At 73.0% G+C, this 12,416-nt stretch carries 10 protein-coding genes; 1 reads left to right on the top strand and 9 read right to left on the bottom strand.

The features are described 5' to 3' along the window. Positions 1-5: 5 nt before the first annotated feature. From R2E43_RS22365 to R2E43_RS22345, 5 genes are all read right to left on the bottom strand, one after another. Positions 6-281: a DUF1876 domain-containing protein gene (locus R2E43_RS22365; protein WP_003975653.1), complete on the bottom strand. Its 276-nt coding sequence runs from the start codon at positions 279-281 to the stop codon at positions 6-8. An 89-nt stretch (positions 282-370) separates the two neighbouring features. Beyond that, positions 371-1,216: a DMT family transporter gene (locus R2E43_RS22360; protein ID WP_003975652.1), complete on the bottom strand. Its 846-nt coding sequence runs from the start codon at positions 1,214-1,216 to the stop codon at positions 371-373. Further along, the gene (locus tag R2E43_RS22355) at positions 1,213-1,752 is read right to left on the bottom strand and encodes a YbaK/EbsC family protein (protein ID WP_003975651.1); all 540 of its coding nucleotides are present in this window, start codon (positions 1,750-1,752) and stop codon (positions 1,213-1,215) included. The genes R2E43_RS22360 and R2E43_RS22355 overlap by 4 nt, the downstream gene beginning before the upstream one ends. Positions 1,753-1,910: 158 nt before the next feature. Next, positions 1,911-4,148 carry an MMPL family transporter gene (locus R2E43_RS22350; protein WP_011028805.1) on the bottom strand — a complete coding sequence of 746 codons (2,238 nt, stop codon included), beginning with the start codon at positions 4,146-4,148 and terminating at the stop codon, positions 1,911-1,913. 114 nt (positions 4,149-4,262) lie between these two features. Further along, the gene (locus R2E43_RS22345) at positions 4,263-4,862 is read right to left on the bottom strand and encodes a TetR/AcrR family transcriptional regulator (RefSeq protein ID WP_193486703.1); all 600 of its coding nucleotides are present in this window, start codon (positions 4,860-4,862) and stop codon (positions 4,263-4,265) included. Positions 4,863-5,031: 169 nt separating this feature from the next. Between R2E43_RS22345 and R2E43_RS22340 the strand changes: the two genes are divergently transcribed. Continuing rightward, on the top strand, positions 5,032-8,526 hold the full coding sequence (locus R2E43_RS22340; RefSeq protein ID WP_193486705.1) for a S41 family peptidase: 3,495 nt from the start codon (positions 5,032-5,034) through the stop codon (positions 8,524-8,526). An 88-nt stretch (positions 8,527-8,614) separates the two neighbouring features. Here R2E43_RS22340 and R2E43_RS22335 read toward each other — a convergent pair whose 3' ends face one another. From R2E43_RS22335 to R2E43_RS22320, 4 genes are all read right to left on the bottom strand, one after another. Beyond that, positions 8,615-8,842 carry a hypothetical protein gene (locus tag R2E43_RS22335; RefSeq protein ID WP_003975647.1) on the bottom strand — a complete coding sequence of 76 codons (228 nt, stop codon included), beginning with the start codon at positions 8,840-8,842 and terminating at the stop codon, positions 8,615-8,617. Between the two features lie 88 nt (positions 8,843-8,930). Beyond that, positions 8,931-9,824, bottom strand: coding sequence for an SDR family oxidoreductase (locus tag R2E43_RS22330; RefSeq protein WP_003975646.1), 894 nt, complete (start codon positions 9,822-9,824; stop codon positions 8,931-8,933). Then, complete coding sequence (locus tag R2E43_RS22325) at positions 9,821-10,765, bottom strand: alpha/beta fold hydrolase (RefSeq protein ID WP_332056508.1); 945 nt, start codon at positions 10,763-10,765, stop codon at positions 9,821-9,823. Before R2E43_RS22325 ends, R2E43_RS22330 begins: the two co-directional genes overlap by 4 nt. Beyond that, positions 10,762-12,321 (bottom strand): flavin-containing monooxygenase, encoded by a 1,560-nt coding sequence (locus R2E43_RS22320; RefSeq protein WP_332056507.1) that lies wholly within the window; start codon positions 12,319-12,321, stop codon positions 10,762-10,764. Before R2E43_RS22320 ends, R2E43_RS22325 begins: the two co-directional genes overlap by 4 nt. Positions 12,322-12,416: the final 95 nt, after the last annotated feature.

Genomic DNA, 12,416 nt, shown 5'->3' with positions numbered 1-12,416 from the left:
GCGTGTCAGACGTGGATGGGGTGCGAGGTCCGCCCGGACGCCGCGTCGATCTCGTCGTGGGCCTTGGTAAGCAGCTGCATCGCCAGCTCGTTCAACGCCCGGGCGCCCGCGACCTCCTCACCGACCCGTGGCTGCCGGGAGTCGACCCGGTGCCGGCTGGCGTGGCCGTGCGCGCGGACCTCGGTGCCGTCGGGGAGCCGCACCATCGCGACCGCCCGCGTGTGCTGGTCGTCCTCCGTGAACTCCAGCTCGACATGCCATCCCACTGTGGTGTGCATCATGACGATCACCTCCGGAACACCTTCTTCCACTGTGCGCCTCGCGAGAGCCGTACGCACCATCCCGGTCCTCGCGGCTGTCCCCTGGGTGGCTACCCCGTGTGCAGCATCAGCCCGATCCCGACGACCAGGAGGCCGGCCGCCGCGATCCGGGGCGCGCCGAACCGCTCCTTGAAGAACAGGGCCCCTATCGCGGCGCCGACCAGGATGGACGACTCGCGCAGGGCCGCGATGGGCGCGAGTTCGGCGCGGGTCTGGGCCCACAGGACCAGGGCGTAGGCGGTGACGGACAGTGCCGCGCCGACCAGTCCGAGACCGGCCTGCGGCCGCAGCAGGCCCCAGGCCCCGGCGCGGTGCCGGTACAGGAAGCAGGCCGGCAGGACCGTGCCCTGCACCGCCATCAGCCAGGCGATGTAGCCGAGGGAGGACCCGGAGGCGCGTACGCCGAGGCCGTCGACGACCGTGTACGCCGCGATGGTCACGCCGGTCGCCAGGGCGGCGCCGATGGCCGCCCAGTCGGGCCGGCGGCCGCGCAGCCCCCACAGGGCGACACCGGTCAGCCCCGCGCAGGAGACCAGGACGCCCCCGGTCGCCCAGCCGTCCGGCACCTCGTGGGCGAAGACGGCGGCGAGGACGGTGACCAGCAGCGGCGCGCTGCCGCGGGCGATCGGGTAGGCCTGGCCGAAGTCGCCCAGCCGGAAGGACCGCATGAGCAGGGCGTAGTACGCGATGTGGATGGCGGCGGAGACCAGGAGGTACGGCCAGGCCCCGGCCGCCGGGAACGCCGTGAACGGCAGCAGTGCGAGCCCGATCAGCATTCCGCCGCCGGAGATCAGCGCGAAGCCGGTCAGCTTGTCGGTGATCCGGTGGGCGATGGCGTTCCAGCTGGCGTGGGTGACCGCCGCGAGCAGGACCGCGGCGGTGACCAGCGGGGTCACTCGGAGCGCTCGCGCACGTCCACGAGGGTGGCACCGGCGGTGGCGACGAGGTCCTCGGGCTCCATGGGGAAGACGGCGTACGGGGTTCCGGCGGCGGCCCAGACGACGTCGTGGGCGAGCAGGGACCGGTCGGCGAGCACCCGGGTCCTGGTCCGGTGCCCGAAGGGCGGCACCCCGCCGATCGCGTACCCGGTGGTCTCCCGTACGACGTCGGCCTTGGCCCGCGTGACCTTCCCGGCGCCGAGTGCGTCGCGGACCCGGTCCAGGTCGACGCGGGAGGCGCCGTCCATGAGGACGAGTACGGGCACGCCGTCGGCGGCGAAGATGAGCGACTTGCAGATCTGGCTCAGCTCGCACCCGATGGCGGCGGCCGCCTCGGCGGCGGTGCGCGTGGCCTCCGGGAAGCGCCGGGCCCGTCCGGCCAGGTCGCCGAGGCCCAGTTCGCCGAGGGCGGCGGCGAAGCGCGGGTGGGCGGCGGAGGCGCCGGCGGAGCCGGAGGTGGCGGCGGGGCCGGAGGCGTCGTCGGTCGTCGTCATGGTCCGCACCGTAGCGGTACGTGTAGCCCACAGGCGACCGGGTTACGGAGCCGTCGGGTGCCCCGGGACGGAGGAAGCCGGTGAGGGCAGCCCCGTCCCCACGGAGCCCTCACCGGCTGGTCTGTTGTCGTCCTCCGGTCAGAGGCGGCGGTGGCGGGTCAGGTGCGCACCAGCTCCCGGTCCTCGTCGGGGCCGGTGCCGCGCTCTGCGGCGGTGCGCAGGCCCTCGCCCTCGACGTCCACGTTGGGCAGCGCGCGGTCCAGCCACTTCGGCAGCCACCAGGCCTTCTTGCCGAGCAGGGCGAGGACCGCCGGGACGATGGCCATGCGGACGACGAAGGCGTCGAAGAAGACGGCGATCGCGAGGCCGAAGCCGATCATCTTGACCATGGACTCGCTGGAGCCGATGAAGCCCGCGAAGACCGCCATCATGATCACCGCGGCGGCGGTGACGACCCGGGCGCCGTGCTTGAAGCCGGTGACGACCGCCTGGTTCGGCTTCTCGCCGTGGACGTAGGCCTCCCGCATGCGGGTGACCAGGAAGACCTCGTAGTCCATCGCCAGGCCGAAGACCACGCCGACCATGAAGATCGGCATCATCGACATGACGGGTCCGGTCTCCTCGACACCCATCAGGCCGGACAGCCAGCCCCACTGGAAGACCGCGACGACCGCGCCGAGCGCCGCCATGACGGAGAGCAGGAAGCCGAGGGCCGCCTTCAGCGGGACCAGGATCGAGCGGAAGACCACGATGAGCAGGAGGAAGGCCAGGCCGACGACCAGGACCAGGTACGGCACCAGCGCGTCGTTGAGCTTCTGGCTGACGTCGATGTTCATCGCCGTCGCGCCGGTGACCAGGGTCTCGGCGCCGGTCTTCGCCTCTACGTCGCCGCCCGCGTCACGGATGGCGTGCACCAGGTCCTCGGTCTGCACGGAGGACGGCTTGGAGTCCGGGACCACGGTGATCGTCGCGGTGTCGCCGCCCTTGTTGGGCGCGGGCGGGGCCACCGCCACGACGCCGTCGAGGCCCTTGATCCGCTGCTCGACGTCGGTGAAGGCGTCCTTGGGCGCGTCGCTGCCCTTCGCGTCCACGACGACCATCAGGGGGCCGTTGAAGCCGGGGCCGAAGCCCTCGGAGAGCAGGTCGTAGGCGCGGCGCTGGGTCGTGGACGTCGGCTGGGAGCCGTCGTCGGGCAGGCCCAGCTCCAGGGAGGCCGCGGGGACCGCGGCGGCGCCGAGGCCGATGACGCCCAGGAGGAGGACGGCGAGGGGGCGGCGGACGACGAAGCTCGCCCAGCGGGTGCCCAGGTTGGCCTTCGGCTGCCCGGCCGGCCGGTCCGGCTTCGGCTCACCCTTGCGGGAGCGGCCCAGCCGCTTGCCCTTCGCCCCGGCGGGCTTGACCCTGCGACCGGCGTAGCCGAGCAGCGCGGGGATCATCGTCAGGGCGATCAGGACCGCGATGGCGACGGTGCCGGCCGCCGCGATGCCCATCTTGGTGAGCATCGGGATGTTGACGACCGCGAGACCCACCAGGGCGATGACGACGGTGAGGCCGGCGAAGACGACCGCGGAGCCCGCGGTGCCGACCGCCCGTCCGGCGGCCTCCTCGCGTTCACGCCCCTCGGCGAGTTCGGCGCGGTAGCGGGAGACGATGAACAGGGCGTAGTCGATGCCGACCGCGAGGCCGATCATCATGGCCAGGATCGAGGTGGTCGAGCCCAGTTCGAGCGCGCTCGCCAGCGCGGTGATCGAGGAGACGCCGATGCCGACGCCGATCAGGGCGGTGAGCAGCGGCAGCCCGGCCGAGACCAGGGAACCGAAGGTGATGACCAGGACGACGGCGGCGACCGCGATGCCGATGACCTCGGTGGCGCCGGTCTCCGGGACGGCCTGGAGCGCGTCACCGCCGATCTCGACGGTCAGCCCGGCGTCGCGCGCCTGCTGGGCGGCGTCCTCCAGGGCGTCCTTGGTGGACTCCTCCAGCTCCATGCCGGAGACGTCGTACTTCACCGAGGCGTAGGCGATGGTGCCGTCCTCGCTGACGGCATTGCCCGTGTAGGGGTCGGCGACCGAGGCGACCTCGGAGCCGTCCGCCAGTTCGTCGACGGTCTTCTCGACGGTCGCCTTGTTTCCGGCGTCCGTCATCGTCTCGCCGGCGGGCGCCTTGAAGACGACCCGTGCGGTCGCCCCGTCGGCGCTCGCCCCGGGGAAGCGCTGTTCCAGCAGGTCGAAGGCCTTCTGGGCCTCCGTTCCGGGGATGGAGAAGGAGGAGTTGCCGGCGGGCGGGGCGCTGGCGGCGCCGACGCCGGCGAGCGTCAGCAGGGCCACCCAGATCAGGGCGACGAAGTGCCGTCGGCGAAAGGCGAGCCGGCCGAGTTTGTAGAGGAACGTGGCCACGAGGGCGTACTCCCGGTCAGGTCGTGGGTCTTCAGGGCAGGGGTGATCAGCCCGACGACGTGAGCGGTTACGTCAGGTGGGGCTCAGGTGGGGGTCGGAGACTGCGTGGGGAGGTCAGTGGGTGGAGACGCCGAGGGCGGGGAGGATCACGGCGTCGATGTAGGAGGCGAGGAACTCCCGGGTCGGCGGCTGGTCGTCCAGCAGCGTGCGGGTGGCGAATCCGCCGACCATCATGTGCACGAGGAAGTCCAGCGCCGGACAGTCCGCTCTGATCTCACCGCGGTCGACGGCGCGTTGCAGCACGCGCTGGAACTCCGCCATCTCCGGTTCGATGAGCTGTTCCCGGAACGCCTGGCGCAGGTCCGGGTTCTGGTGCAGCGCCATGGCGACGCCCCGCATCAGCGCGGAGTTCTGTTCCATGGTGCAGTCGTCCTCACGCACCATCAGGGCGTGCAGGTCGCCGCGGAGCGACCCGGTGTCGACGCCGCCGATCTCGCCGGGCTTGTTGTGCCGGATGGCCTTGACCACCAGCTCCGGCTTGCCGCCCCACTGGCGGTAGAGCGTCGCCTTGCTGGACCGGGTGCGGGCGGCCACGGCGTCCATGGTGAGGGCGTCGTAGCCGACTTCGCGGAGCAGGTCGAGCACGGCCTCGTACAGCTCGGCCTCGCGCTCGGGAGTGATCCGGCTGCGGCGCGCGGTGGCGGTCTCCGTCATCTCGCTCACTCCTCTCCGTCCGGTCGGCCGGTCCACTCGACCGGAACGACACCGTTTCGTACATGACGAATGTACCCCAGCGCCTAGCGAAACGAAACGGTTTCGTTCGTGGTCTGGGTCACGGTTGTCGGCACCGCATAAGTTGCCGGTGCGCGGCGCCCGGAAAAGCATGGGGCGGGTGAGTTATCTGCGCCTTCCGCACCTCAGTGGCGACCAGCTGTGCTTCGTGGCCGAGGACGACCTCTGGCTCGCGTCCCTCGACGGTCCGGGCCGGGCCTGGCGGCTCACCGTCGACCGCACCAAGGCCGGTCCCCCGCGCTTCTCCCCCGACGGCCGGCACATCGCGTACACCAGCTGGCGCACTCTGGTGCCGGAGGTCCATCTCGTGCCGGTGGACGGCGGCCCCGGACGGCAGCTCACCCACTGGGGCGGCCTCGACACCCGGGTCTGCGGCTGGTCGCCCCCCGACCCCGACGGCACCACCGCGGTCCTCGCCGTGGCCTCGCACGGCGAGCCCTTCTCGCACCTCACCTGGGCCTACAAGGTCACCCCCGACGGCGACCCCGGCCGCAAGCTGCCCTGGGGCCCGGTCACCGACATCCAGGCCGCCGACCTGGACGGCGAACGCAGGACCCTCCTGCTCACCGGCACCCCGCCGCACGAGCCCGCCGCCTGGAAGCGCTACCGGGGCGGCGCCACGGGCCGGCTCTGGCTGCACGGCGAGCGGCTGCTGCCCGACCTCGGCGGGCACCTCTCCGCCCCGATGTTCGTCGGCGGCCGGATCGCCTTCCTCTCCGACCACGAGGGCGTCGGCAACCTGTACTCCTGCGCCCAGGACGGCACCGGCCTGCGCCGCCACACCGACCACGACGCGTTCTACGCCCGCAACGCCGCGAGCGACGGCACCCGGGTGGTGTACCAGTGCGCGGGCGACCTGTGGATCGTGGACGACCTCGCGCCCGGCTCGGCGCCGCGCCGGCTCGACGTACGGCTGAGCGGTCCGCGTGCAGGGCGCCGTACGCACCAGGTGCCCGCGGCCCAGCACGTGGGCGGCATCTCCGTGGACGAGACCGGCCGCGCGAGCGCCGTCGTGGTGCGCGGCAGCCTGTACTGGCTCACCCACCGCGACGGCCCGGCCCGCACCATCGCGGACACCCCGGGGGTACGGGTGCGGCTGCCGGAGATGCTCGGGGAGAGCGGGCGGATCGCGTACGTGACGGACGCGGAGGGCGAGGACGCGGTCGAGATCTCCTACCTGCCCCGGGCGACCGGCGGCCGCGCGGCCCGGCGGCTCGCCTCCGGGCGCCTGGGCCGGGTACTGGAGCTGGTCTCGGACCCGGCGGGCGACCGGCTCGCCGTCGCCTCGCACGACGGACGGCTGCTGATCCTCGACGTCGCGGAGCCGGACACGGAGGTGACGCTGGCGCTGGAGGCGGTGGACGCCGGGTATCCGCCGGACGCGGGGGACGAGGACGCGGCGGGAACGGCCGCCCGGGCGGACAGCGCCCCGGACGCCCCCGCCGAGGACACCGACACCCGGGACATCGCCGCCGGCACCGGCACCGGCACCGGGGACATCGCCGACGCCGCCGCCGGGGGCACCGTGACGCCGGGCTCCCAGGGCTCCCCCGCGACCGCCGGAGGCCAGGTCACCGAGCTGATCCGGTCCGTCAACGGCCCCGTGCGCGACCTCGCCTTCTCCCCCGACGGGACCTGGCTCACCTGGTCGCACCCGGGCATCGGACGCACCCTGCGGCAGATCAAGATGGCCCGGATCGACGGCCCGGAGGGCACCCTCGTCGTCGACGTCACCAACGGCCGCTTCGAGGACGAGAACCCGGTGTTCACCCGGGACGGCCGCTACCTCGCCTTCCTGTCCTGGCGCGGCTTCGACCCGGTGTACGACGTGCACACCGGCGACCTGTCCTTCCCGCTGGGCTGCCGTCCCTATCTGGTGCCGCTGTCCTCCGCGACCCCCTCCCCCTTCGCCCTCAACCCCGAGGGCCGCCCGGCCGCGGGCGGCCTGGACCCGCTGGAGGACGAGCCCGGCGAGGGCGGCGCGGTGATGGTCGAGGTCGAGGGTCTGGAGAGCCGGGTGACGCCGTTCCCGGTCACCGCCTCCAAGTACTCGGCGCTGGAGCCGGTCGCGGGCGGCGGCCTGGTCTGGCTGCGCTGGCCGATCTCCGGCGCGCTCGGCGAGACCTTCGCCAACCCGGCGGACCCGAGCGAGCGTCCCACCCTGGAGCACTTCAACCTGGCCAAGGCGAAGAAGTCGGAGCTGGTCGACCACCTGGACTGGTTCCGGGTCAGCGGCGACGGCAGCCGCCTGGTCGTGCTCGACGAGGGCGAGCTGCGGGCCGTACCGGCGAGCGAGGTGGGCGACGGCGACTCGACCACCTGGATCGACCTGCGCCGCATCCTGCACGAGGTCGACCCGGCCGCCGAGTGGCGCCAGGCCTACGACGAGGCGGGGCGGCTGATCCGCGCCTACTTCTGGGACCCCGGCATGTGCGGCATCGACTGGGACGCGGTCCTGGACCAGTACCGTCCGCTGCTCGAACGGGTCGCCTCCCCCGACGAGTTCGCCGACCTGCTGCGCGAGGTGCTGGGTGAGCTGGGCACCTCGCACGCCTACGTGGTCGCCGCCCGGCGCAACGAGGGCCCGGCGCACTACCAGCGCTGGCAGGGCCTGCTCGGCGCCAACCTGGCCTGCCGGGACGGGCGATGGCTGGTCCGGCGGATCCTGCCGGGCGACTCCTCCGACTCCAAGGCCCGCTCCCCGCTGGCCGGCACGGGCATCCGCGACGGGGCGGTGCTGACCCACGTCGACGGCCGCCCGGTGGACCCGGTCCTCGGCCCGTCCCCGCTCCTCGCGGGCGCGGGCGGTACGACGGTGGAGCTGACCTTCGCGCCCGCCGAGGGGTGCCAGGGTCCCTCCCGCCGGGTCGCCGTCGTGCCGCTCGTCGACGAACGCCCCCTGCGCTACCAGGACTGGGTGGCCAAACGCCGCGAGGTGGTACGGGAGTTGAGCGGCGGCCGGTGCGGCTACCTGCACATCCCCGACATGGGCGGCTCCGGCTGGGCGCAGTTCAACCGCGACCTGCGCATGGAGGTGTCCCGGCCCGCGCTCATCGTGGACGTGCGCGGCAACGCGGGCGGGCACATCAGCGAGCTGGTCATCGAGAAGCTGACCCGCACCATCCTGGGCTGGGACCTGACCCGGGACGCCCAGCCGGTGTCGTACACCTCCAACGCGCCGCGCGGTCCGGTCGTCGCGGTCGCCGACGAGGCGACGTCCTCCGACGGCGACATGATCACGGCGGCGTTCAAGCTGCTGCGCCTCGGCCCGGTGGTCGGGCAGCGCACCTGGGGCGGGGTGGTCGGCATGACCGGCCGGCACCGCCTCGGCGACGGCTCGGTGATCACGGTGCCGATGAACGCGGCCTGGTTCGACGCCTACGGCTGGTCCGTGGAGAACTACGGCGTCGCCCCCGACGTCGAGGCGCTGCGCACCCCGCTGGACTGGGCCGAGGGGCGCTACCCGGTCCTGGACGAGGCGGTGCGGCTGGCGTTGGAGCTGCTGGAGACCAATCCGCCCGCCACACCGCCCGGTTACGAGGCCGTACCGGACCGGTCGCGTCCGCCGCTGCCGCCGCGGGAGTAGAAGCTCCGGGGAAAACCTCGGTGGCACGGGAAAGGGCGCCCACCCGGATCGACCGGGGAGGGCGCCCTCTCACCTCAGCGGCGGCGCGTCAGGCGTCGAAGCTGTCCTGGAGGCGCTCGTCCTCGTCACGACGGCGCGAGGACGGGTCCTGGTGCTCCGACTCGCGGCGACGCGAGGCCGGGGAGGACGGGTCGATCTCGTCCTCGTCGCGACGGCGGTCGCGGTTCTGGAACTGGTCCCGCGCCTGCTCGGCCCGCTGCTTGCCCTGCTGCTGCATGCGCTCGGCCTTGTCCTGGAACTGGTCCTTCATACCCATGTGGGTTCACTCCTGTGGTGATCGGGCCCGACCGGATCGGCCGGGCGCTCGATCAGATTCACACGAGCGGTGACCCTGCGCATGTCGATCACTTACGGACCGTAGTCGCGCTGGTCGGACGGTGTTCGTCGGCCGCTCCACCGGCACCGACCAGGCCGATCCGCCTGCCGTTCAGCCGGTCGCCGAAGCGCCGCATCTCACGCTGTCCGACGGTGCCGACGAGGGCCGGCAGGTAGCCGCGCACACCTTGCATGCCGCGCAGCCACCACTGCCCGTAGACGTGCGCGGAGCGGCGTTCGACGCCCTCCACCAGCCGGTCGACGGCCGGGCCCAGCGGGTAGGTCCTGTTGGTCGGCCAGGGCAGCCGCTGCCGCAACTCCCGCATGACGTCGTCCTGGTCGGCGCCGCGCACCATGTCGGTGTCGGTCCAGGACAGGTAGCCGACGCCGACCTTCACGCCGCGGTGCCCGACCTCGCCGCGCAGGCTGTGCGCGTACGCCTCGACGCCGGACTTGGAGGCGCAGTAGGCGCTCATCATCGGGGCGGGGGTGAGGGCGGCCAGCGAGGCGATCTGGAGCAGGTAGCCGCGGCTCTCCAGCAGGGCGGGCAGGAAGGCGCGGGCGGTGACGGCCGAGCCGATCAGGTTGACCTCGATCACCCGGCGCCAGGACTCCGGGTCGGAGTCGACGAAGGGTCCGCCGGTGGCCACCCCCGCGTTGGCGACGACGATGTCGACCTTCCCGAAACGATCCTTCACCTCCTTCGCCACCCGGGCCATCGCCTCGTGGTCGGTGACGTCGGCGTGCCAGTGGTCGCTGTCGCTGTGCAACCGGGCGGAGACCTGCTTGAGTTCGTCCGGCTCCAGGCCGACCAGCGCCACCTTCACCCCGCGCGCGGACAGCTTGCGGGCCATCAACTCCCCCACGCCCCGCGCGGCTCCGGTGACGACGGCGACGCGTCCTTCCAGGCTCACCCTGCTCATGCGCTCTCCTCGACGGGTACGGCACGCTCACCGCGTGCGCTGGATATGTAGGTGGCGGCGAGCGCCCGTATCTTGCCGGTGACCAGGTCCGGGGCCTCCACCGGCGTCATGTGGCCGACTCCCGGGAGTTCCGTCAGGCCCACGCAGTCGGGCAGCGCGGCGGCCAGCGCGCGGGCGTGCTCGGGCGGCGTCAGCCGGTCCGCCGTACCGACCACGATCTCCGCCGGCATCCGCAGCTCCCGCACGCCGTGGTCGAGGTCGAGCAGGTCCAGCACCTGGGACCAGCCGTGCCGGACCCGGCTCGGGCAGGAGTGCACGATCCGGGCGCAGGCGTCGACCATGTGCGGGGCCGAACCGGGCCCCATCGTTCCGTACTTGAGGATCCGGCGGGCGAGCGGTGTGACCGGCCCGAGCGGGGCCCGGGAGCCGAGGATGCGCCGGGTCAGCCAGGTGCGCACCCGGCCCGCCCGCATCGGCACCACGGTGGCGGACGCCACCAGCCGTGCGCTGCCCGTGCTGGTCAGCAGGACGGCCGCCGCGTGCTCGCGCACCGCGGGCCGCGTCGCCGCCGCCATCAGCGTCATCCCGCCCATGGAGTGACCGGCGATCACGGCCCGCTCGCCCGGCGCGAGGGTGGCTTCCAGCACGGCTTCGAGGTCGTCGGCGAGCGGCTCGGTGCCGTACGCCGGGTTGGCGGGGCTGCGTCCGTGGCCGCGCTGGTCGTAGGCGATGACCCGGTGGTCGGCGGCCAGTGCGCGGATCTGCGCGGCCCAGAAGGCGGTGGAGCAGCACCAGCCGTGCGCGAGGACGACCGCGGGCGCGTTCTCGGGGCCGTGCACCTCGACGTGGACGCGGGCGCCGTCGGCGGCGGTGACGGTCAGCTCGCGGGCGGGCACGGGCGGGGCGTACGGGCCGTCGGCGACGCGCAGCAGGCGGCTCACGCGCTCACCTCCGCGTCCGCGCCGGTGTCCGCGCCGGTGTCCGCCTCGGCGGCCTTCGCCCCGACCTGCGCGGGGGCCGGGCGCAGCACCTGGTACTCCGCGAGGTCCACGCGCCGCGTCTCGCGCCGGAACTCGGCGGTGGTGCCGGGCCAGACGGTGGTGTTGCGGCCGCTGGCGTCCAGGTACCAGCTGGTGCAGCCGCCGGTGTTCCACACCGTGCGCTTCATGCGCTCCTGCACGCGGTGGTTCCAGTTGCGCACGGCGGCGGGGCGCGGGTCGAGGGCGGTGCGGCCGCCGAGGACGTTCAGCTGGCGCAGGTAGTCGGCCAGGTAGTTCAGCTGGGACTCGATCATCAGGATCATGGACGAGTTGCCGAGTCCGGTGTTGGGCCCGATGACCGTCATGAAGTTGGGGAAGCCGGCCGCGGTGCCGCCGCGCAGCGCCTCCATCCCGCCCTTCCAGGTCTCGGCGAGGGTCCGCCCGTCGGCGCCCACGACCCGCTCGGCGATGGGCATGTCGGTGACGTGGAAGCCGGTGCCGAAGACGATCGCGTCGGCCTCGGCCTCGGTGCCGTCGGCGGCGACGAGCGTCGACCCGCGGACCTCGCTCAGGCCGCTGGCGACCACGTCCACGTTGGGCTTGGCGAGCGCCGGGTAGTAGGTGCTCGACAGCAGGATCCGCTTGCAGCCGATGCGGTAGTCGGGGGTGAGCTTGGCGCGCAGGGCCGGGTCCTTGATGGCGGCGCCCATGTTGCGCTTGGCGATCTGCTCGACGAAGCCCAGCTCGTTGGGGTGCTTGGTGAACGCCTGCACCTGGAGCTCGCGGATGCCCCACAGCAGCCCGCGGCGGAGCTTGGTGGTGGCGGGCAGCGCCCGGTGCAGGGCCCGCTCGGCGCCGCTGATGGCCCGGTCCACGCGCGGCATCACCCAGGCCGGGGTGCGCTGGAAGAGGGTGAGCCGGTCCACCTTCGGCTGGATCGACGGCACGATCTGGATGGCGGAGGCGCCGGTGCCGATCATGGCGACGCGCCGGCCGGCGAGGTCGTAGTCGTGGTCCCAGCGGGCCGAGTGGAAGACCTTGCCGGGGAAGGTGTCGAGCCCCGGGATGTCGGGGACCTTGGGGTCGGACAGCGGCCCGGTCGCGGAGACGACCACGTCGGCGGTGAGGGTGCCGCGCACGGTCTCGATCTCCCACCGCAGCTGCTCGGTGTCCCATGCCATCCGCTTCACCTCCGAGTCGAAGCGGAGGTGGGGACGGAGCCCGAAGGTGTCGGCGACGTGTTCCAGGTAGGCGCGGATGTGCTCCTGCCCGGAGAAGGTGCGCGGCCACTCGGGGTTGGGCGCGAAGGAGAAGGAGTACAGGTGGGACGGCACGTCGCAGGCGCAGCCGGGATAGCTGTTGTCGCGCCAGGTCCCGCCGACACTCCCCGCCCGCTCCAGTACGACGAAGTCGGTGATCCCTTCGCGCCGCAGCCGCACGGCGGCCCCGAGGCCGCCGAAACCGGACCCGATCACCGCCACCCGTACGTGTTCGTGAACCTGCTCGTGCTCGGCCATTCCGGAGCCTCCACGCTTGCCTGGACCGTCTGGAACCGTTCGGAACCACTGGAACCGTGCCAGTGAACACTGGCGCAATGGGAGCGTAGAACAGC

The sequence above is a fragment of the Streptomyces violaceoruber genome (assembly GCF_033406955.1).
Taxonomy (GTDB): Bacteria; Actinomycetota; Actinomycetes; order Streptomycetales; family Streptomycetaceae; genus Streptomyces; species Streptomyces violaceoruber.
This window is presented reverse-complemented; position numbering and strand designations above follow the sequence as displayed.